The following is a 22,014-nucleotide window of genomic DNA, read 5'->3' as shown; positions in this document are numbered from 1 at the left end:
CGCGTTTGGTGTCAAAAATCCTGTCTGGAGAGAAAATGTCTGGGAATTCTTCCTTCGCGGCCCTGCTGCCCGCCGACTGGCGCGGCGGCCGTTTCCTTGGCCGGGTGCAGTTGCCCGAAGGGCCGACCCCGATTCTGGTCGAGGGCGGCATTGCCTATGATATGTCGCGCGTGGCGCCCACGGTGTCGCAACTGGTCGAGGCGCTGCCGCTTGATGCTTCGGCGGGACGCGCGCTGGGGCCGCTTGATGAACTTGATGCGCCCTGGCTCAGCCCGGTGGATCTTCAGGTCATCAAGGCCTGCGGCGTGACCTTTGCCACCAGCACGCTGGAGCGCGTGATCGAGGAACGCGCGCGCGGCGATTCGAGCAAGGCGCTGGAAATCCGCGCCCGTATCGAGGAACGTGTCGGCGGCTCGATCCGCTCGGTCGTGCCCGGTTCGGTTGAGGCCGAGGCGCTGAAAGAACTGCTGATCGCTGATGGCCTGTGGTCGCAATATCTCGAAGTCGCCATCGGGCCTTATGCCGAGGTCTTTACCAAGGCGCCGGTGCTGGCCACCGTTGGCGCGCTGGCCGAGGTGGGCGTGCGCAGCGACAGCACTTGGAACAACCCCGAGCCCGAAGTCGTGCTGCTGGTCGATGCGGGCGGCAAGGCGGTGGGCGCGATGCTGGGCAATGACGTCAATCTGCGCGACATCGAAGGGCGCAGCGCGCTCTTGCTGGGTAAGGCGAAGGACAATAACGCGTCCTGCTCGCTTGGGCCGCTGGTGCGCCTGTTTGACGACAGTTTTTCGATCGACGATGTGCGCAATGCCGAGGTCGATCTGCTGATCGAAGGGCCGGAAGGCTATCGCCTTGAGGGCCATTCCAGCATGCGCGAAATCAGCCGCGACCCGCTCGATCTGGTGCGCCAGACCTTGAGCGAACATCAGTATCCCGATGGCTTCACGCTGTTTCTGGGCACTTTGTTTGCCCCCACGCAGGACCGCGACGATCCGGGGCGCGGCTTTACGCATAAGGTGGGCGATGTCGTGACGATCTCGACGCCGAAACTGGGCAAGCTGGTCAACACCGTGGTCACCAGCAAGCAGGCCCAGCCCTGGACGCAGGGCATCGCTGCGTTTTACGCCAATCTGGGCGCCCGCGGCCTGTTGGGAGCGAAAGCATGAGCGCTGTTAACAACGGGCGCGCGATCTATCCCAGCCTTGCGGGCAAGCGCGTTTTCATCAGCGGCGGCGCCAGCGGCATTGGCGAAGGTTTCGTCGAAGCCTTTGTGGCGCAGGGCGCGAATGTGGCTTTCTGCGACATTGCAGAAGAGGCAGGAAAGGCGGTTGCAGCCCGCCTGAACACCGGCGCCACGCCGGCGCCGGTGTTCTTCCCCTGCGACCTGACCGATATCGAAGCTGTCCAGTCGATGATGGCACAGGTTGAGGAAGCGCTGGGCGGCATCGATGTGGTGGTCAACAATGCCGCCAATGATGACCGGCATTCCGTGGCCGAAGTGACGCCCGCCTATTGGGACGAACGCATGGCGGTGAACCTGCGACACCAGTTCTTTGTGGCGCAGGCCGCCGTGCCCTCGATGAAGCGTTCGGGCGGCGGGGCGATCATCAATCTGGGCTCGATCAGTTGGCATCTGGGGCTGCACGATCTGGTGGTCTATCAGACCGCCAAGGCCGCCATCGAGGGCATGACGCGCGGTTTGGCGCGTGAACTGGGCCGCGACAATATCCGCGTCACCAGCATCATCCCCGGCAATGTCAAAACCCCGCGTCAGGAACAATGGTACACACCCGAGGGCGAGGCCGAGATCGTCGCGGCGCAATGCCTCGATGGCCGCCTGTTGCCCCATGACGTGGCGGCGCTGGCGCTGTTTCTGGCCTCGGATGATGCGCGGCTGATTACGGGCCATGAATATTGGGTCGATGCGGGGTGGCGATGATGGCGGTCCAATCAGTCTGGGCGCTGGGCGCCACGCTGGGCGAAGGCCCGGTCTGGGTTGAGCGCGATGCCTCGCTCTGGTTCGTCGATATCAAGGCGCCCTCGATCCATCGCTTCACCCCCGCGAGCGGAGAGCAGCGCACTTGGGCCGCGCCCGCGCAGGTCGGCTGGGTGCTGCCCAGCGCGCGGGGCGACATGATCGCGGGCCTGCAGACCGGCGTGCATCGCTTCGATCCGGCGACCGGGGTGTTTTCGCTCCTTGTCGCGCCCGAGGCGCATCTGCCGGGCAACCGGTTGAACGATGCCACCGTGGCCGGTGACGGCGCGATCTGGCTCGGCTCGATGGATGATGGCGAAGCGGCTGAAACCGGGCGTTTCTATCGCCTTGATGGCGCGGCCTGTGTTGATACGGGCCTGCCGCCGGTGTCGATCACCAATGGCCCGGCCTTCTCGCCCGATGGCGCGACGCTTTATCACAATGACACGCTGGGGCGCAAAGTCTGGGCCAGCACGATCGAGGATGGGCGCGTGGTCGCCACCCGCCTGTTTGGCGAGATTGACGAAGGCTATCCCGATGGTCCCTGCGTCGATGCCGAGGGCTGCGTCTGGGTCAGCCTTTTCGCGGGCTGGGGCGTGCGGCGTTATGATCCGAGCGGCACGTTGATGCAGACGGTCCGCTTTCCGGTGGCCAATATTACCAAGATCGCTTTTGGCGGCCCCGATCTGCGCACCGCCTATGCAACGACCGCCGCCAAGGGGCTTTCGAGCGAGGAGCGTGCGCAGCAACCTTTGGCAGGCGCGCTTTTTGCCTTTGATCCGGGCGTGGCCGGAATGCCGGGCGTTATGGCCCAAGTATAAGAATTTACGGGAGAGAGTGGATGCAGCAGCAATCAGAAGGCCCCGTCAATTCGGGGTTGATCGCGATGATCGTGGCGGTGGCCACGATCGGCGGCTTTATGTTCGGCTATGATTCAGGGGTTATCAACGGCACGCAAAAGGGGCTTGAGGCCGCCTTTGACCTCGGCAAGGTAGGCATCGGCATCAATGTCGGCGCGATCCTCGTCGGTTCGTCGGTGGGTGCGTTTGGCGCGGGGCGTCTGGCCGACAGGATCGGGCGGCGCGGGGTGATGAAACTGGCCGCCGTGCTGTTTCTGATCAGCGCGCTGATCGCCGGGGCGGCGGGCTCTTCGCTGGTGTTCATTCTGGCGCGCATCATCGGCGGCCTTGGCGTGGGCGCGGCCAGCGTGATTTCGCCGGTCTATATTTCCGAAGTCGTGCCCGCCCATGTGCGCGGGCGCCTTTCCAGCGTGCAGCAGGTGATGATCATCACCGGCCTGACGGGCGCCTTTGTCGTCAATTATATTCTGGCGCAGGTGGCGGGCGATTCCACCGCGATCCTGTGGGCCGACCAGCCCGCGTGGCGCTGGATGTTCTGGCTTCAGGCTTTGCCCGCCGCGATCTATTTCTTCGCGCTGATGTTCATCCCGGAAAGCCCGCGCTATCTGGTGGCGCGCGGCGATGAGGCGGGGGCGCAGAACGTGCTGACCCGCCTGTTCGACGGCGAAGTGGCGCGCCGCATGGTGGGCGAAATCCGCGACAGCCTTGCCGCCGACCATCACCGCCCGCGCCTGTCAGACCTGATCGACAAGGCCACCGGGCGTATCCGCCCCATCGTATGGACCGGCATCGGCCTTGCCGTGTTTCAACAGCTCGTGGGCATCAATGTCGTGTTCTATTACGGCGCAACCTTGTGGCAGGCGGTGGGCTTTTCCGAGAGCTATTCCTTGCAGATCAACATCCTCTCGGGCGTTGTTTCGATCGCGGGCTGTCTTGCCACGCTGATGCTGGTTGACCGGGTGGGGCGCAAGCCGCTGCTGCTGGTCGGTTCGGCGGGCATGGCGGTGACGCTGGGCGTGGTGGCTTGGGCCTTTTCCACCGCGATTCACGGCGCCGACGGTTCGGTCAGCCTGCCGGGCCATAATGGCGTGATCGCGCTGCTGGCGGCCAATGCCTATGTCATCTTCTTCAACATGAGCTGGGGCCCGATCATGTGGGTCATGCTGGGCGAAATGTTCCCCAATCAGATCCGTGGATCGGGGCTGGCTGTGTCCGGCTTTGCGCAGTGGATCGCCAACGCGGCCATTTCTGTCAGCTTCCCTGCGCTGGTGGTTTCGCCGGGTCTGGCTGTGGCCTATACCGGCTATGCGCTGGCGGCGGCGGCGTCCTTCTTCTTTGTCCGCGCCATGGTGCGCGAGACCAAGGGCGTCAGTCTGGAGCAGATGGAAGGTTGAATGAAAAACGGGGGCTTGGCGGCCCCCGTTTTTTGTGTCTCCATGCGTCTATCGGCCTTACCAATTCCACATGGTTCCATCTTCGAGCCTTGCGACGGGGAGGTATGCGGGCTTGTAAGGGTACTTGGCGGCGAGGGCCTCGTCGATGTCGACGCCATGGCCAGGCTTGTCGCCGGTGTAGAGGAAGCCCTTGTCGAAGGTGTAATCGTGGGGGAAAACCTCGTCGGTTTCGGGCGTGTGGCGCATATATTCCTGAATGCCGAAATTGGGCACCCAGGTGTCGAAATGCAGCGCCGTGCCCATGGTCACGGGCGAGAGGTCGGTGGCGCCGTGGCAGCCGGTGCGGACCTGATACATGCTGGCGAGGTCCGCGATGCGGCGCAGATGGGTGATGCCGCCGGCTCCCACGATGGTGGCGCGGATATAGTCGATGAGTTGGTTCTGGATCAGGTCTTTGGCGTCCCAGATCGTGTTGAAAATCTCGCCCACGGCCAGCGGCGTGGTGGTGTGCTGGCGGATCAGCTTGAAGGCTTCCTGATTTTCCGCCGGCGTCACATCCTCCAGCCAGAACAGCGAGTAAGGCTCGAGAGCCTTGCCGAGCTGCGCGGCCTCGGTGGGGCTGTAGCGATGGTGGCCGTCATGGAGCAGATGGTGGTCGAAACCATAGGTCTCGCGCAGCTTTTCAAACAGTTTCGGCACGTAATTCAGCGCCTTGCGCGTGTCCCAACCCGTTACCGAGGGCAGCGCCGCATCGGCCGGTTCATAGAACAGCTTGCCCCGGCCCACGCCATAGGCATCCTTGATGCCCGGCACGCCGGTCTGGGCGCGGATCGCCTTATAGCCCATGTCGATATACTGACCAACCGCATCCACCGTCTCGGCAATGTCCGAGCCATTGGCATGACCATAGACCATCACGCCATCACGGCTGCGCCCGCCCAGAAGCTGGTACAAAGGCATGCCCGCCATCTTGGCCTTGATGTCCCACAGCGCCACGTCCACCGCAGCAATCGCGCGCATCGTCACCGGCCCGCGGCGCCAATAGGCCCCGCGATAGAGATATTGCCAGATGTCCTCGGAATTGCGCGGGTCCATGCCGATAAGGCACGGGATGACATGGTCTTCCAGATAGGACACCACCGCCTTTTCGCGGCCGTTGAGCGTGGCGTCGCCAATGCCGTAAACGCCTTGATCGGTCTCGATTTTCAGCGTGACAAAGTTGCGCCCCGGACAGGTGACGATGACGCAGGCGGAGGTGATTTTCATGGGAGCGGTGCTCATGGGGATAATGTTCCCGAATTGGTCTGCTTGTGCTAGAGAAGACTCTTGACCAATTTGAGTTGGCCTGTCAATTTCTAATTAAGCGGTAAGGCCATTTCGCGGAAGGTGACCTCAATGAACGATACCAGTCCCGCACAAGAGCGCCTCTATCAGGACCTTGCGCGGCGTTTGATGGATGAACTTGTCAGCGGCCGTTATGAAGTGGGCGACCGCCTGCCGGCCGAGCGCGAATTGTCCGCGCAATTCAACGTCTCGCGCCCCACCGTGCGCGAGGCGGTGATCGCGCTGGAAGTGCAGGGGCTGGTCGAGGTGCGCGTGGGTTCGGGCGCCTATGTGCGGCGCCTGCCGGGCAAGGGCGACATCCCCGGCTTCAACATTTCCGCCTTTGAACTGACCGAGGCACGCCTGTTGTTCGAGGGCGAGGCCGCCGCCTTGGCTGCCACCACGATCACCGAGGAAGGTCTGGCAGAACTGGCCGCATTGGTCGAGGAGATCGAGCGCGAGAACAGCAATCCGCATGGCACGGAAAAGGCCGACCGCGCCTTTCACCTCGCCATCGCGCGGGCCACGCGCAACGCGGCCGTGGCCGAGGCGGTCGAGCGCCTGTGGTCCTTGCGCGCGGATTCGCCGGAAAGCGCGCTGCTGCACGAAAAGGCCCGCAGCGCCAACATCAAACCCGTGGTCGAGGAGCACACCGCCGTCCTCGAAGCCCTGCGCGCCCGCGACCCGGCCGCCGCCCGCACGGCCATGCGCACCCACCTTGCTTCCGTCCTCGACAGTCTCCTCTTCGCCACCGAGGAAAAGGCCATCGCCGAAGCCCGCCGCGCATCCCAAGCGCGCAGGGATCGGTATACCAAAGCTACCAGTTGAGCGTTGCATTCGGGCGGGGTGGAGAATGTCTGGGTCGACCAATGCCGCGTGTTTCAGGAGGCGCATGGCGAAACCAACAGCGATTTCAACAATCTGCTCTATATCAAGACCAATGAGCGGCGGGGCGGCTTTGTCCGCTCGATCCATATGACCAATTTTGCCGCCAGGCCGATAAAGGGCGGGGTGCTCTCCATTGAAACCGATGTTTTGTACCAATGGCGTAGGCTGCTCCCGACCTATCAGCGCCGGTTGACGCCGATTGAGGGCGTGCATGTGTCGGACGTCAAGGTGGGGGCCGCCGGATTTCGCGTGAACATAACGGCCGAGCGCGAAGCGCCCGTGCGCGATGTCACGCTGACACGTATCGCCATTGATGGCGCGGCTGGGCCACGCTCGACAATGTTGCCGGTTTTTCAGACCGTTAGGGGCGCCAGCCAATCGCCGCGCTGACATCATCGGCGCATTGCTTGACCTTGTCGGCCAGTTCTGCGGCAATGTCATCGGTCAGATAGTGGGCGGCGCTGGCGATGCTGATGGCAACGCAAATCGCGCCGCGTGCATTGCGCACCGGGGCGGCGATGGAGCGCACGCCGTCGCCCAACTCGCTGTCATGGCGCACAAGGCCTTCTTCTTTGTATCCGCGCATCCGTTTGAGGAAATCGTCCAGATCGGCCTCGGTGCCGCTGTCGGCATGGGCCTGTTTCCAGAGCTTTTTCCAGTTTGCCTCGCTGTCATCCAGCATCAGCGCCTTGCCAAGGCCGGTCTCGGCGATCGGGCGGCGGTCGCCCGGCGCGGTCGCTACGCGCAGCCGCTGGCGCCCGGTCACGCGATCAAGGTGGCGTGACCAGTTGCCCTCGCGATTGCCGATGAAGACGCAAAATCCCGTCTGGGCCGACAGGGCCTCCATGCGGGGGCGGGCGATGCGGACATAATCGGTCTGCTCGCTGGCCAGCACGCCCAGTTGCAGCAATTTTGGCCCCAGCGCAAAACCATCGGGCGTTACGGCCAGATAATCGCGCGTGCGCAGCGCATGGGCCAGACGATGCGCCGTGGTGCGGTTCATCCCCAACTTGCGCGCCAGATCGACCGCGCGGATCGGCCCGTCGATCACCTCGTCCAGTATGTCGAGAGCGCGCATCAATGTCTGCGCGCCCTTGACGGTGTTGCTGTCCGGTGCGGTTTCGTTGGTTTCATCGTCGGCCATGGCCTGCTTTTAGATCCTTTTGGCGCGAAAGCAATGGAAGTGTGCGCAATGTGAAACGCGGGCGCGGTGTGTGCAAAATGCCACAGGGGGCGATTTCTATACAGATTCACAATATAGTCCCTATATATGAAATTATCGTGCAATATATGCATTGACGTGCTCACATATCGGATTTATCCATCGCCCCAACGGGACGCCCGGCGCCGCAGCGGCGGCAGACAGAGGCAAGGCCCGCAAATGGGATTATGGAGGATACTTTGGGGCAGTTTTCAGCGGCACAATTGCGTCTGGCGGCATCGGGGCTGGCGATCATCGCGGCAGGATTTGCCGCCGCCGCCCAAGCTCAGGCGCCCGTCACGCCCGCGCCCGCCAAGGGTGATGAACAGACGATCATTGTCACCGGTTTCCGTACCTCGCTGGCCGCGGCGCTGAATGAAAAGCGCGCGTCGGCCGCGGCCATCGACACGATCAAGGCCGAGGACGTAGGCAAGTTTCCCGATTCCAATCTGGCCGAATCCATGCAGCGCGTGCCGGGCATCGCGCTGGCGCGCGGCGACGGCGGCGAGGGCAAGAATATCTCGGTGCGCGGCCTGGGGCCGGGCTTTACCCGCGTCCGCCTGAACGGCATGGAAGGCACCGCGCAAACCGGTTCTTCCGACATTTACGGTGCGGGCAACACGGGCCGCAGCTTTGACTTCAACGTCTTTCCGACCGAAATCTTTTCCGAACTGGCCGTGCGCAAGACGCCCTCGGCCGATGTCGAGGAAGGCTCGCTGGGCGCGACGGTAGACCTTAAAGCCCCGCATCCGCTCGATTTCCACAAGACCTTCGTCGCCACCGTCTCGGCCAAGGGCGTGTGGAACGAGGTGAGCAAAAAGCTCGATCCGCGTTTCTCGGTGCTGCTCTCAAAGCAGAATGAGGAGGGCACTTTCGGTGTTCTTGCCACGGCCAGCTACAGCCATCGCAACATCCGCGAAGTGGGCTATTCGGCGGTCAATATCCTGCCTACCTATGTCAACGGGGGCTTCTGCTCGCCCATCGGCTATGCGCCGCAAAACCCCGCGACCAATGCGGCCAAGGGCACGGATGCGGCCAATTGCTCGACCGGCAATCCGCGCACGGGCAGCACGGCGGCCTATAATCTGATCCAGTCGATGACCGGCCCTTCAGGGCAGGCGGGCGGCGGCGTGTTCCTGCCGCGCATCCCGCGCTATCTCAACTCGCGTCAGGATGCCGAGCGCATGGGCGGTTCGCTGGCCCTGCAGTGGAAACCCGACGACAATACCGAGATCGTCTTTGATGCGCTCTTCTCGCGCTACAAGGTCACGCGTTGGGACAATTACATCGACGCGCTTTCCTTTGCCCGCAATGCCAGCAACAACGGGCAGCCGATGACCTCGGTGGTCGATCTGTCGGTCAAGCCGAACGGCTCGCTGCTCTATGGTCTGTTCAATGGGGTGGACCTGCGTTCGGAAAGCCTGCGCGACAAATTCACCACCACTTTCGGTCAGGCCAATCTGAACATCCATCACAAGTTTACCGACCATTTGACCATGGACATCATGGCGGGGTATTCGCGTTCGATCTTTGACAATCCCGAGCGCCTGACCGTCAATCTGGACGCCATCGACACGCCGGGATATTCCATCGACTTTCGCGGCGGCGGTTCGATCCCGGTGATGAAATATGGCATCGACGTGGCGAACCCGGCCAATTTCAACTATGCGCCCGGCCGCGCGGACGGCACGGTGCTGGGCAATTTCAACACGCGCAACTGGAAGGTGACGACCGACAACTATACGTTCGAGGCCAATTCCACCTATGAATTCAATGATGCCTTCAAGATCAAGGGCGGGCTGCAATATCGCCAGAGCGCGTTCAAGAACCGCGTGCTGGGCGTGGCCCCGGCCAATCAGGCGACCACGGCGCTGCCCGCTGGGGCCTCGGTGGCCGATTTCACCTATCAGATCACGGGCCTCAACAATCTGCTGATCCCCGGCGCGCTGCCCAGCTTCCTTGCCACCGACATCGACAAGTGGAAACAGACGGTCGGCTTCAACAATTTCACCTTCTGCGGCGTGGAATGCGGCAATGGTTCGCCTGAAGTGCGCGAAGAGGAAAAGTCAGCCTTCCTGATGGGCCAGTTCAACCTGCCCGATACGCTGCCGATCCCGATCCGGGGCGATGTGGGCGTGCGCTTCGTCAACACCACGCAGCACACGGTCGGCTATATTCCCACCAACGCGGCGGCCGGATCGGCCTATCCCACGGTGGCGATCCCGGCGATCGTGGACCGTTCGTACAGCGACTGGCTGCCCTCGGCCAATCTGGTGCTGGAATTCACGCCGCACCTGCTGGGCCGCCTGTCCGCCGCCAAGGTGATGAGCCGCCCGGAACTGGGCGTGCTGCCCTCGGGCGGGTCGGTCAATGCCGTCACGCGCACGGCCACCATCGGCAACCCCTATCTGGACCCCATCCGCGCGAGCACGTATGACGCGGCGCTGGAATGGTATTTCCGCCCCGGCTCGCTGCTCTCGGTCGCCTATTTCCACAAGGATATCAGCACCTATATCCAGTCGGTCAGCAGCCTTGTGCCCTATAACACGCTGGGCCTGCCCAATTCTCTGCTGACCGCAGCGGGGACGCAACCGACCGATCTGTTCACCGTGACGCGCTCGGTCAACACCAAGGGCGGGCCGCTCAACGGGTTCGAGGTCAATCTGCAATTGCCCTTCACCTTCCTGCGCGGCTTTGCCAAGGACTTTGGCCTGCTGGCCAATTACACCCATGTGTCGTCCAAGGTGAATTACGTGCTGCAATCGAGCGGCGGCGCGGCCACGCTTTCGACCACGGCCAATCTGGTCAACATGTCGCCCGATACGGCCAGCGGGACGCTCTATTACGAGAACCGCAAGTTCAGCATTCGCGGCACGATCAACTATCGCGGCCCCTTCATCCGCCAGATCCCCTCGGGCGCAAATGACAGCGACATTCTGGGCAATAGCGCGACCACCTTTGTCGATGCCTCGTTCAGCTATAACCTGATGAAGGACATCAAGTTCACCATCGAAGGCCAGAACCTGACCGACGAGCACAACACGCTCTATATCGACAGCGGCCGACAGGATCCTTTGTTCAACACCCGCATCGGGCGCACGATCACCGTGGGCGTCAACGCGAAATTCTGATCCTCCCCACACGCTCCCTCGCGTGGTTCAGGGCCGCCGGACGAGGCATCCGGCGGCCCCTTTTTTCAGTTTCCCAACGGGCGTTGCGAAGAAACCAGCGCACTGGGCGGGATAGCGACATTTTCCGGGCGGACCGGATCGAAAGGGGCCGAGATGATATGCGGGGCCAGAGCCGGAATAGCGGCGCGGATGCCATCGGCGATGATGCGCGCGCCCATCCAGGCGCCCCAAGCGTTATAATGTGTTTTGTCGCGGCCTTCGTCATTGAACATGGCCGGGGCGCGATCCGGCCCCAGCGCTTCATAAAGGGTGATGCTGGCGCGGTTGAGGTCGATCAGGGGGATGTGCATATTCGCCGCCATCTCCCGCATCACCGCCGGATAATCGCCCAGCGAAGGGATGATCTGCCCGCGTGCATCGAAATTGCGCCGCTCCGGGCTGGTGACCAGTACCGGGTTTGCCCCGCGCCGCCGCGCCTCGGCGATATAGGCGTTGAGATAGGCGCGATACGTCGTGCCAGCTTCGGCATAGGTCTGGGGCCATTGCGCCTTCTGGTCATTATGGCCGAACTGGATGAACAGATAATCGCCCGGTTTGATGAGGCTCAGCACCTTGTCCAGCCGCAGGTCGGCCAGAAAGGATTTAAGCGTCGCGCCGCTTTCGGCGTAATTGGCGACCGCCACCGTGTCGTCCAGCATCAGCGGCAGGATCTGGCCCCAACTGGCCGTGGGTTCGCGCGGATGATCGGCCACCATGGAATCGCCGACAAGGAAGATGGTCGGCCCCCGCGCCGGTTCGACCGTGACGCTGCGCACCGCAGGCTTGCCCAGAAATTCCAGCGTCAGGCGGTCGTCCCAATTGCGCTGGGCGGCCTGATCCGGGCGCAGGCGGACATGGTCGCCCCCCGGCGCATTGTCGGGCACGGCGCCAAGGCCCGCATTGTGAACATGGACGGCAAAGCGCCGCGTTACGCTTTGCCCCCGCGCGGTGGCGGCGTTCAGCACCATCAGGCGGCGGTTCTCGGCCTTGACCGTGGTTTGGCCCTCGCGCCTGTCGCTGCCCAGATCGAGCGTGATGCGCCAATTGCCTTCGGGCAGGGGCAGGGAGAGCGCGCCATCGCTCTCATAGCCGCCGACACCGGGGGCATAGGGCGCGCCGGGCGCAATCGCATTTTCGCCGCTGCGTGCCGGACCGTCGAGGCGCCACACCTTTGCGTTTTGCGCAAGGGCCGCAGGGGTCATCGCGCTGGCGCCCATTGCGGCCAGCAGCAGGGATAAACGTGCCATGGAACAAACATCTCCTAACCCATCTTGCTTTTCTATATATGAAATCTATTCTCACAATATACGTAGCATAAAGGTCAGGGAGAGACCATGATTCGTCGTTCCATCCGCCTTCTGGCATCGGCCGCGCTGATGTTGGCGGCAACGCCTGCGCTGCACGCGCAAACGCCCGCCACCCTGCATGGCGAAGCGCCGGGGGCCACCATTGATCCGCGCATATTCAGCCAGTTTGCCGAACATCTGGGCTATGGCATCTATGGCGGGATCTGGGTCGGGCCGGAATCGAAGATCCCCAACATCAAGGGCTATCGCCGCGATGTGGTCGAGGCGCTGCGGGCGCTGCATGTGCCGCTGGTGCGCTGGCCAGGGGGGTGCTTTGCCGATGAATATCACTGGCGCGATGGCATCGGGCCGCGTGCGAAACGCCCGGTCAAGATCAACACCCATTGGGGCGGCGTGACCGAGCCCAACATGTTCGGCACGCATGAATTCATGGATTTTGCCGAGCTGATCGGAGCCGAAGCCTATGTATCGGGCAATGTCGGCAGCGCGCCTGCGGGCGAGATGGAGGAATGGGTCCAGTACATCACCGCTCCGCAAGGCACTCTGGCCGACGAACGCGCGCGTAATGGGCGCAAGGAGCCGTGGAAGCTGCCCTATTTCGGCATTGGCAATGAATTGTGGGGCTGCGGCGGCAATATGCGCGCCGATTATGCCGCCGACGTCACGCGCCGCTATGCCACTTTCGTCAAAGTGCCCTTTGGGACCAAGATCCAGAAGATCGCCAGCGGCGCCAATGGTCCGGACTATAACTGGACCGAGGTGATGATGCGCGAGGCGGGCCGGATGATCGATGGCATCGGCCTGCATTATTACACCGTGCCCGGCGACTGGAAGAGCAAGGGTTCGGCCAGTGATTTTACCGAAACCGATTACGCCCGCACCATGGCCAAGACTTGGAAGATGGAGGAATTGCTGACCAAGCACTCCGCCGTCATGGACAAATATGACCCTGCAAAGCGCGTCAATCTGGCGGTGGATGAATGGGGTATCTGGACCGATGTGGAGCCGGGCACCAATCCCGGTTTCCTGTATCAGCAGAACAGCTTGCGCGATGCCTTGCTGGCGGGGGTGAACATCAACCTGTTCATCCACCATGCCGACCGCGTGCGCATGACCAACATTGCCCAGATGGTGAACGTCCTCCAGTCGATGATCCTGACCAAGGATGCGCAGATGGTGCTGACGCCGACCTATCATGTGTTCGACATGTATCGCGGATTTCAGGGAGCGGCGGTGCTGCCGCTTGATCTGCCCAAGGTTTGGTATGGGCGTGATGAATGGGTGGCCCCCGCGCTGCATGGCTCGGCGGCGCGGGGCAAGGACGGCGTGGTGCATGTGGCCCTCGTCAACATCGATCCGGCCAAGGCGCAGCATCTGGAGATCGCGCTCTCGGGCATCACATCCACCAGCGTATCGGGCCGTATCCTGACCTCGGATCGCGTTCAGGATGTGAATGATTTTACCAATGGCGCGCGGGTGCATCCGGTGGCCTTCACCGGGGCCTCGGTTGCCAATGGAAAGCTGGTGGTCGATCTGCCGGCCAAATCGCTGGTCGTGCTGGACTTGCCGTGATCGCGGATCTTGGGGCGTTTGGCGACGGGCGAAATCTTGCCCATGGCGCGATCAATGCCGCCATCGCCGCCATGCATCAGCGCGGCGGCGGGGTGGTGGAATTGCCCGCCGGGCGTTTCCTCTGCTTCTCGATCCGGCTGCTGTCGGGCGTCCGTTTGCATCTGGGGCCGGGCGCGGTGATCGAAGCGGCCGACCCCGCCCGCCACGGCGGCGCCTATGACCTGCCTGAGGACAATGGGCCGCAGCTCTATCAGGATTTCGGCCACAGCCATTGGCGCAACAGCCTGATCTGGGCCATCGGGCAAAGCGATATTGCCATTACCGGCCCCGGCCGGATCGAGGGGCGGGGCCTGACCCGCAACGGGCCCGGCTCGCGCTGGCGCGCGCAGGCGGGCGAAAGGCCTTTGTCGATGGCGGCGATGAGCGAGGCCGAAGTCGGCGCGCTGGAGCAGAGCCATGCCGCAATGCGCGGCCTTGGCAACAAGGCAATTGGCCTGCGCGAATGCCGCAATGTCGAACTTTCGGGCTTCACTATCGCGGGGGGCGGGCATTTCGCCATCCTCGCCACCGGGTGCGAGGACATGGTGATCCGCCACCTTTCCATCGACACCGAGCGTGACGGGATCGACCTTGATGGCGTCTCGCGCTGCGTGGTCGAGGATTGCCGGGTGAACAGCCCCAATGACGATGCCATCGTGGTGAAAACCAGCCTTGCCCTTGGGCGACTGACGCCATCAGAGGATATCACGATCCGCCGTTGCACCGTTTCGGGTTATGATCTTGGCTCGATGCTGGATGGCACGCATGGGCGAATGCAGCAATTCGCCCCCGACCGCGACCGGGTGACGGGCCGCATCAAGATCGGCACCGAAACCAATGGCGATATTCGCCGCGTGACCATCGAGGATTGCCTGTTTGAACGCAGCCGGGGGCTGGCCATCGAATGTGTCGATGGGGCGGTGGTTGAGGACATTGCCGCGCGCCGCCTGACCATGCGCGAAGTGACGACCGCACCCATTTTCCTGCGTCTGGGCGCGCGGCTGCGTGGGCCGGAGGGGACGCGGATCGGGGCGCTGCGCCGGGTGGAGATCAGCGATATTCGCGCCACCGCGATCGCCTATGAATTCCCCGTCATTGTGGCGGGCCTGCCCGGCCATCGGGTGCAGCAGGTGCTGCTGCGCGACATAGATCTGGGTTTCGATGGCGGCGGCACGGCGCAGGATGCCGCTCGCCAGCCTCCGCTGGTGCCCGACGCCTATCCCGAACCTAGCATGTTCGGCGTGTTGCCCGCATGGGCCTTGTGGATGCGCGATGTTCAGCATGTGAGCATCGAGCGTTTCACCGCCCGCCACGGAGGAAACGAGGCCCGTCCGCCGGTCATCGTTCAGGACGCACTGGGGCTGGATGTGCGGGAAATGCCGCTTTGGCGGCCTGTCGATTTGGGCGTCTGACCCATTTGGGCGATTGACGGCCATTGGGCGCTTGTGTATCACAATAAGCAACAAATGTGCATAATGCGGGATTTGGAGAGGCCAGTGCAAAGGTTCGCATTCCGGATGCAATTGAAACCCGGCATGGTCGACGACTATCGACACCGCCATGACGAGATCTGGCCCGAGCTGGTCGATCTGCTGCATGATGCGGGAATCAGCGACTATTCGATCTTTCTGGACGAGGCCACGCTCTCGCTCTTTGCCGTGCTGCGGCTGGCCGAGGAGAATAGGCGTGAGAGCCTGCCCGATGAGCCGGTGATGAAGCTGTGGTGGGCCGCGATGGCGCCGCTGATGGAGGTCGAGCCCGACAATCGCCCGCGCGAATGGCCGCTGGTGCCGATGTTTCACATGGCCTGATGGGGGTGATGATGCGTTCTTTCCTGCTGGCCGGCGTTGCCGCGCTGATTGCCGCTCCGGCCATGGCGCAGGAGGCGCGCCCGACCGTCAATCTCAAGGCCCCGGTCAAGACCTTCGGCCGCGTGTCCTTCGATGGGCGCTCGCTGATGATCGACGGCAAACGCACGCCGATCTGGGCCGCTGAATTTCACCCCTACCGACTGCCTAGTCCGGACCTGTGGCGCGATGTCCTGCAAAAGATCAAGGCCAGCGGGTTCAACACCGTCACTTTCTATTTCGACTGGTCCTATCACAGCCCGAAACAGGGCGAACTGGATTTCACCGGCATCCGCGACATGGAGCGCGCCATCACCATGGCGGGCGAGGAGGGGCTTTACGCCATCACCCGCGTCGGTCCCTATGTTAACGCGGAACTGGCGCGGGGCGGCTTTCCCGGCTGGCTCAACAACCAGCGGGCGAGGGCGCGGACCGATGACCCGGAATATCTGAAAGCGGCTGATGAATGGCTGGCCGCCATCGACGGTATTGTCGCGCGCCATCAAATCAACAATGGCGGCAATGTCATCCTGCACCAGATCGAAAACGAACTTTCCCAGACCAGCCCGGCCCACCGCCGCTATATGGACCACCTCTATGCCGTGACCCGCAGCCACGGCATCACCGTGCCGATTTTCCACAATGATCCGGGCCGCAACGGCAATTGGGTGCCTGACGGATCGCCCGTTCCCGGCGTGGTCCATGGACCGGTCGATATGTATGCCTTCGATGGCTATCCGGGCGGCACCTGCACCGCGCAGGGCAAGATTGCGCGCGGGAACGGCGCGCCCGATTGGGGCTATTACGGCATCGGCGGGGCCAAGGGCGGCGCGTCGGCCTCGCCTGACACGCCGGGCTTTATGGCGGAAATCGGCGGCGGCTGGTTCGATTACTGGGGTTCGGACGGGATCTATGCCTGCAATGCGGTCCAGACCGGACCGGGCTATGGCCGCCTGTTCTATGGCACCAATTTCGTCAACGGCATCGGGCTGCAAAGCGTCTATATGGGCTATGGCGGCACCTCGTGGGGCTGGCTGCCCGCGCCTGTGGTGTTCACCTCCTATGACTATGGCGCGGCGATTGCCGAGGACCGATCCCTGCGCGAAAAGGCCTTGGCATTGAAGCCTATCGGCGGCACTCTTGCGGCCCTGCCCGAGATTGCCGCGATGGTCCCGGCGGACAAATTGACGCCATCCTCCGATGCCATCCGCCTCTATCACAACCGCAGCCCCGAGACGGATGCCCGCCTGATCCTTGCCGCGCATCAGCCGGGGCATTTGACGCAGGACACCAGCTTTACCTTCGCCGCCGATCTGCCCGATGGGCATTATCAGATGCCGCAGATCCGGCTGAACGGCTATGATGCGAAATGGATCGTGGCCGGGGCCAATGTCGCGGGGCAAAGGCTGGTTTACACGACCAGCCAGATCCAGACCGCGCAGAACGGCCTGCTGCTGATGATCGGTCGCGCGGGTGAGGGCGGACGGACCGTTCTGCGTTACAGCGCCAAGCCTGCGGTCAAGGCGCCCGATGGCGTCGCCGTCTCGTGGGACGCATCGCGCGGCGACCTGACGCTGGATTACACCCATGGCGCGCTCTCCACGGTGGCGATCAGCGGCGGCGGGCGGCCTGCGCTGACGCTTTTGCAGGGCGATGATGCGGCGGGCGGGGCGTGTTGGCAGGCCGATGGCGTGTTGGCCTGTGGGCCTGCGCTGCTGCGCCATGCGCGTGCCAAAGGCGGGGTGCTGGCGCTGACCGGAGATACGGTTGCGCCCGCTCCCCTGCGCGTGTGGGCCAAACAAACGCGCATCACATGGAATGGCGCCCCGGTGGCCATGCGGCCAGCGGCGGGCGGATCATGGCAATCCATCGCGCCCATTCCCGGCCCGGCCCCCATTACGCTGCCCGCGCTGTCCGACTGGCGCATGGCCGAGGGCACGCCCGAAGCCGTGCCGACGTTCGACGACAGCGCATGGCAGGCCATCGACCACCGCGCCGATGCCACGCTAAGCCAGAAACCTGCCGGTCAGCCCACGATGACCATGGACCCCTACGGTTTCCACGAGGGCGATGTCTGGTATCGCGCCCATTTCGCCGGATCGCCCGATGCCCAGCGTCTCAGCCTGACCTATGGCGCGGGCGGGGCGGGGATGGTGCAGGTGTTTCTCGATGGCCGCCTGATCGGCCAGCAGGACTTGCCCGCCGCCATGCCGCGCCCGATCACCACGGGCAATATCACGGTTCCGATGCCCGATGCGGCCCGCGCGCCCGGCGATCATGTCCTGTCGGTAATGGTGCGCAACAATGGCCATAACTGGGACTTGACGGCGATGGATGAGCATAAGGAGGGGCGGGGCCTGATCGCCGCCTCGCTCGAACCGTTGACGGGGCCTGCCTTTGCCGTGCCGCTCAACTGGCGGATACAGGGCCGCAGCGGAGGCGAGGATTTTGCCGACCGCGCGCGCGGCACGCCCAACAATGGCGGCCAGTTCGGCGAACGGATGGGCTGGCATTTGCCCGCATTCGATGACCGGGCGTGGCGCGCCACCGGGGCCGCTCTGCCGCAGGGATCGGCGGGCACGAACTGGTATCGCACCCATGTCACGCTCAATGTTCCGCGCGGACAGGACGCCACCATCGGCCTGGCCTTTGGCGATACCGCAAAGCCGCGTTCCGCCGCCCATTATCGCGTGCTGATCTTCGTCAATGGATGGAACATGGGGCAATTCATCGCCCATGTCGGGCCTCAGCGGATCTTCCCTATCCCTGAAGGCATCCTCAACCATCATGGGGCGAACACCATCGCCCTTGCCGTCACCAGCGACGGCGCACCGGCCAATGCGCCTGAAAATGTGCGCCTCGTCACAATGCAAAATCGCCGCGGCGGGCTGGAGGTGGCGCAGGTTGCCGCCCCTGCCGGCCTTGCGCCCATCCGTTGATTCATGGAGAATACAGTGTCCGCAACTCTTCCTGCACGTTCTGATCTGATCGGGCTGATCCATCGCCTGATGGACAATCTGGTCTCGATCCATGATGAAACCGGCGAATTCCTGCTGCGGCTCGAGGATGGCCGCGTGATCGACACCAAGGGCTGGAACGGTTGGGAATGGACCCATGGCATCGGCCTGTTCGGCATGTGGCGCTATTATCAGCAGACCGGCGATGACAAGGCGCTGAGCATCATCCGCCAATGGTTTGTCGATCAATTGCCGCGCGGCACGACCAAGAACATCAACACCGTCTCGCCCTTCCTGACGCTGTCCTATCTCTATGAGCGCGAGCCGAATGCCGACTGGCTGGCCCAGATTCAGGAATGGGCCGACTGGCTGATGGCGCCCGATGGCCTGCCCAAGACCGAGGAGGGCGGTTTTCAGCACATCGTCTATAATGACGAAAACCCCGGCGAGATGTGGGACGACACGCTGATGATGAGCGTGTTGCCGCTGGCGCGTTTTGGCCTGCTGCTCAATCGCCCCGACTATATCGAGGAGGCCAAGCGGCAGTTTCTCGTCCATATTAAATATCTCTTCGATACAAAGACCGGCCTGTGGTTCCATGGCTGGGATTTCAACGGGCGGCACAATTTCGCGGGCGCGTTGTGGGCGCGGGGCAATTGCTGGATCACGATTGCCATCCCTGAAATCATCGAATTGCTGGATTTGCCGCAGGGCGATGCTTTCCGCACTTTCCTGGTTGATACGTTGGCGGCGCAGGTGAAGACTTTGGCCGCGACGCAGGCCGACAATGGCTTGTGGCACACGCTGGTGATGGACCCGACCTCCTATCTTGAGGCATCGGCCACGGCGGGCTTTGCCTATGGCATTTTGAAAGCCGTGCGGATGGGGTTGCTGGACGAAAGCTATGAGGCCGTCGGCCTGAAGGCCGTGCAGGGCGTGATCGACCATATCAACGCGGATGGCGAATTGACGCAGGTGTCTTTCGGCACGGCCATGGGCGACACGATGCAGTTCTATAAGGATATTGCGCTGACCTCGATGCCCTATGGGCAATCGCTGGCCATCTGCGCTTTGGCCGAGGCGCTGCACCGGCGGTAAGGCGCCGAGCGCAAAAAAGGGGCGGCGGACCTTGGCTGGTCCGCCGCCCTTTTTTCGTTTGCCCATCAATGACAGGCGTATTTGCCCAATGGCGTCGTCCGCTCCAGATCGGGCCGCTGCGCCAGCACCGCCTTGGCGGCGGGCACCGAGAGGCCCGACAATTGTTCGGCCACCAGATCGGCCATGGTCCGCGCGCCCAGCTCGGTAAAATGCGTGTCATCCTTGAGGCCCGCGGCAAAGGCGGTATAGGCGCCGGGCGTCAGGTTCATGTAATAGACCACCGCCTTGTCCGCCCCCATCCGGTCGAGCAGGTTGCGCGAGGCACCCTCCAGGTCGATCAGGGGCGTGGCGGTGGTGGCGGCCAGTTCGCGCATCACGGCGGAATATTCGGCAAAATCGGCCCGCGCCTTGCCCGCCGCGTCAAAGGATCGCCGCGCCACCGGCGTCACCAGCACCGGGAAGGCCCCATGGCCCCGCGTTTCCCAGATGAAGCGCAGCAGATTGTCGCGATACATCGCCGGATCGGCATAGCGTTCGGGCTTGGCCTTGGTGGCGTCATTATGGCCGAACTGGATCAGTACTGTGTCGCCGGGGCGGATCTCGCCCATCATCCGGTCCCATCGGCCCTCGTTGATAAAGCTCTTGGTTGACCGCCCGCCGATGGCGCGGTTGATCACCACCGCATCGGGGGACAGGCCGCAGGCGAGGAATTGGCCCCAGCCGCCTTGGGGATAGCGTTCGGCGGCATAGGTCTGAACCGTGGAATCGCCCGCGATCAGGATGCGCGCCGGTTCGGGTTTGGGCGCGGATTTGGGCGCAGGCGTGGCCGCCACCGACAGGCTGGCCGCAGCCAGCAGCAAGAAATGCTTCACAATTTTCCTCCCACCGGATTGTTGCCCCACAGGCGGGCGTATTCCCAGCCTGTCAGGTCCTGCACCACATCGCGCGCGTGGGCGCTGGTCGGTTCGCGCCCGCCGCCGCGCAGATGTTCGATCTCGCCCATCAGCACGTCATGCGTGGCGCGGCTGAGACGGAAGCGGCGCGAGACGGCGATACCAAAGCCCAGCATCGCCCATGTGCCGATGCCCATCACCAGCACCAGCGTCAGCACCGCGCCATGGCTCTGTACGTCCGCCTTGGGCACGAAACCGCCCGCATCCATCAACAGGCCCACCAGCGCCACGGCGGCGGCCTGTGTTGCCTTGCGGATAAAAGTCATCACGCCCGCAAAGGAGCCTTCGCGGCGACGACCGGTGACGATCTCGTCCACATCGGCCATGTAATTGTACGTCGCCCATGGAATGTAATTGAGCGCCCCGCGTCCGAGGCCCACCAATCCCATGCCTATCCAGATCCAGCCCGAGGCCGCCGGCAGACCCGTCCACCACAGGCCGAGCAGCGCCGCCACGCCCAGCGCGAAACACGCCGCCGCCATGCGATAGGCCAGCGCCGGGCTGGAGCGCAGCGCCATGCGGATGGCCAGCATCACCGCGCCCAACTGCACAATATACATCGTCCCCAGCAGGGCGGAGGCCGCCTGCGTCGATCCGGCCAGCGCGAAGATCACGAAGAAGGTGAAAGCCGCGTTGAAAATGTCCTGCGAGATATATCCGCCCAGATACATGCCCAGATGCAGCCGGAACGCCCGAATGCGCAAGGTGGACGACAGATTGCGCCACAGATGCAGCAGCGGGGATCCGGCGGCGGGCTTGGGCGGCGTGGGGCGTTGACGCTCCCAACTGAAGGCATAGAGGAAGCCCGCCGTCGCCATGAACAGCGCGGCAAAGATCGCCCCCATGATGAGGAACGTGTTCGCACTGTCGCGCCCCAGCCAGTTGATCAGCCAGAGCGGCAGGAAACCGGCCAGAATCGCCGACCCTTGCGCAAACAGAATGCGCACCCCGGCAAATTTGGCCTTGGTGGCAAAGTCGCTGGCCATTTCGGCGGCCAGCGTTTCATAGGGGATGATCTCCAGCGCATAGGTCAGTTCGAACAGCACGTAGGAAACAAGGTAATACCAGAAAGTCTGGCCCGGCAGCCACATCAGCGCGAAAGTCGGCAGGAGGGGGATCGCTGCCAGCACAAAGAAGCGCCGCCGCCCGAACCGTCGCCCCAGCGCGTGCCGGTCGAAATGGTCGGAAATATGGCCGATGGTGGGCGATACAAAGGCGTCCAGAATACGCGCCACGGCAAAGATCAGCGCGGCCTGTCCGGCGGACAATCCGCAAAATTTGGTGTAGAAAATCAGCACCCACGCCGAGATCACCGCCATTGACCCCGCGCCCAGCACGTCATTCGCGCCATAGGCCAGGTAATTGACCAATCGGACCGGTCTTGCCGCCGGTTGCGCCATCACGCCTTCCTTTTCCCTTGGGGCCGATTG

General features: G+C 63.3%; 17 protein-coding genes. 12 read left to right on the top strand and 5 right to left on the bottom strand.

Going from position 1 to position 22,014, the window contains the following annotated elements:
• The first annotated feature begins 35 nt into the window (after positions 1 to 35).
• From PQ457_RS09895 to PQ457_RS09880, 4 genes are read left to right on the top strand one after another with little or no spacing between them, the layout of a single operon-like run.
• Positions 36 to 1,166: a fumarylacetoacetate hydrolase family protein gene (locus tag PQ457_RS09895; protein WP_273616713.1), complete on the top strand. Its 1,131-nt coding sequence runs from the start codon at positions 36 to 38 to the stop codon at positions 1,164 to 1,166.
• Complete coding sequence (gene xylB / locus PQ457_RS09890; protein ID WP_273616712.1) at positions 1,163 to 1,939, top strand: D-xylose 1-dehydrogenase; 777 nt, start codon at positions 1,163 to 1,165, stop codon at positions 1,937 to 1,939. The genes PQ457_RS09895 and xylB overlap by 4 nt, the downstream gene beginning before the upstream one ends.
• Positions 1,936 to 2,796, top strand: a complete 861-nt coding sequence (locus tag PQ457_RS09885; RefSeq protein ID WP_273616711.1) for an SMP-30/gluconolactonase/LRE family protein — start codon at positions 1,936 to 1,938, stop codon at positions 2,794 to 2,796. The genes xylB and PQ457_RS09885 overlap by 4 nt, the downstream gene beginning before the upstream one ends.
• Positions 2,797 to 2,816: 20 nt before the next feature.
• Positions 2,817 to 4,229, top strand: a complete 1,413-nt coding sequence (locus tag PQ457_RS09880; RefSeq protein ID WP_273616710.1) for a sugar porter family MFS transporter — start codon at positions 2,817 to 2,819, stop codon at positions 4,227 to 4,229.
• A 57-nt stretch (positions 4,230 to 4,286) separates the two neighbouring features.
• Here the strand turns inward: PQ457_RS09880 and manD are convergent, their stop codons facing one another.
• Complete coding sequence (manD, locus tag PQ457_RS09875; protein ID WP_273619296.1) at positions 4,287 to 5,495, bottom strand: D-mannonate dehydratase ManD; 1,209 nt, start codon at positions 5,493 to 5,495, stop codon at positions 4,287 to 4,289.
• A 129-nt stretch (positions 5,496 to 5,624) separates the two neighbouring features.
• Between manD and PQ457_RS09870 the strand changes: the two genes are divergently transcribed.
• Positions 5,625 to 6,380: a FadR/GntR family transcriptional regulator gene (locus PQ457_RS09870; protein ID WP_273616709.1), complete on the top strand. Its 756-nt coding sequence runs from the start codon at positions 5,625 to 5,627 to the stop codon at positions 6,378 to 6,380.
• Positions 6,381 to 6,398: 18 nt separating this feature from the next.
• Positions 6,399 to 6,830, top strand: coding sequence for a glycoside hydrolase family protein (locus tag PQ457_RS09865; protein WP_273616708.1), 432 nt, complete (start codon positions 6,399 to 6,401; stop codon positions 6,828 to 6,830).
• On the opposite strand, the gene PQ457_RS09860 is transcribed toward PQ457_RS09865, so the two are convergent.
• A complete protein-coding gene (locus tag PQ457_RS09860; protein WP_273616707.1) occupies positions 6,802 to 7,584 on the bottom strand; it encodes an IclR family transcriptional regulator in 783 nt (260 codons plus the stop codon). The two genes, PQ457_RS09865 and PQ457_RS09860, sit on opposite strands and share 29 nt — an antisense overlap.
• A 257-nt stretch (positions 7,585 to 7,841) precedes the next feature.
• Here PQ457_RS09860 and PQ457_RS09855 point away from each other — a divergent pair, with 257 nt between their 5' ends.
• Positions 7,842 to 10,772 (top strand): TonB-dependent receptor, encoded by a 2,931-nt coding sequence (locus PQ457_RS09855; protein ID WP_273616706.1) that lies wholly within the window; start codon positions 7,842 to 7,844, stop codon positions 10,770 to 10,772.
• A gap of 65 nt (positions 10,773 to 10,837) precedes the next feature.
• Here the strand turns inward: PQ457_RS09855 and PQ457_RS09850 are convergent, their stop codons facing one another.
• The gene (locus PQ457_RS09850; RefSeq protein ID WP_273616705.1) at positions 10,838 to 12,058 is read right to left on the bottom strand and encodes a rhamnogalacturonan acetylesterase; all 1,221 of its coding nucleotides are present in this window, start codon (positions 12,056 to 12,058) and stop codon (positions 10,838 to 10,840) included.
• 87 nt (positions 12,059 to 12,145) lie between these two features.
• Between PQ457_RS09850 and PQ457_RS09845 the strand changes: the two genes are divergently transcribed.
• The 5 genes from PQ457_RS09845 (at position 12,146) to bglB (ending at position 19,631) form a co-directional block, all read left to right on the top strand.
• Complete coding sequence (locus tag PQ457_RS09845; RefSeq protein WP_273616704.1) at positions 12,146 to 13,690, top strand: alpha-N-arabinofuranosidase; 1,545 nt, start codon at positions 12,146 to 12,148, stop codon at positions 13,688 to 13,690.
• Positions 13,687 to 15,141, top strand: coding sequence for a rhamnogalacturonidase (locus PQ457_RS09840; protein ID WP_273616703.1), 1,455 nt, complete (start codon positions 13,687 to 13,689; stop codon positions 15,139 to 15,141). Before PQ457_RS09845 ends, PQ457_RS09840 begins: the two co-directional genes overlap by 4 nt.
• Positions 15,142 to 15,246: 105 nt before the next feature.
• Complete coding sequence (locus PQ457_RS09835) at positions 15,247 to 15,540, top strand: L-rhamnose mutarotase (protein ID WP_420540934.1); 294 nt, start codon at positions 15,247 to 15,249, stop codon at positions 15,538 to 15,540.
• Positions 15,541 to 15,548: 8 nt separating this feature from the next.
• A complete protein-coding gene (locus PQ457_RS09830) occupies positions 15,549 to 18,515 on the top strand; it encodes a beta-galactosidase (RefSeq protein WP_273616701.1) in 2,967 nt (988 codons plus the stop codon).
• 69 nt (positions 18,516 to 18,584) lie between these two features.
• On the top strand, positions 18,585 to 19,631 hold the full coding sequence (gene bglB / locus PQ457_RS09825; RefSeq protein ID WP_337958485.1) for a beta-galactosidase BglB: 1,047 nt from the start codon (positions 18,585 to 18,587) through the stop codon (positions 19,629 to 19,631).
• A gap of 65 nt (positions 19,632 to 19,696) precedes the next feature.
• Here the strand turns inward: bglB and PQ457_RS09820 are convergent, their stop codons facing one another.
• Both PQ457_RS09820 and PQ457_RS09815 read right to left on the bottom strand, forming a co-directional pair.
• Positions 19,697 to 20,503: a rhamnogalacturonan acetylesterase gene (locus PQ457_RS09820; RefSeq protein WP_273616699.1), complete on the bottom strand. Its 807-nt coding sequence runs from the start codon at positions 20,501 to 20,503 to the stop codon at positions 19,697 to 19,699.
• Positions 20,500 to 21,984 carry an MFS transporter gene (locus tag PQ457_RS09815; protein WP_273616698.1) on the bottom strand — a complete coding sequence of 495 codons (1,485 nt, stop codon included), beginning with the start codon at positions 21,982 to 21,984 and terminating at the stop codon, positions 20,500 to 20,502. The genes PQ457_RS09820 and PQ457_RS09815 overlap by 4 nt, the downstream gene beginning before the upstream one ends.
• Positions 21,985 to 22,014: the final 30 nt, after the last annotated feature.

The organism is Novosphingobium humi, from assembly GCF_028607105.1.
In the GTDB taxonomy this organism is placed as follows: domain Bacteria; phylum Pseudomonadota; class Alphaproteobacteria; order Sphingomonadales; family Sphingomonadaceae; genus Novosphingobium; species Novosphingobium humi.
The sequence above is the reverse complement of the archived record's forward strand: the minus strand, read 5'-3'. Positions and strand labels throughout refer to the sequence as shown.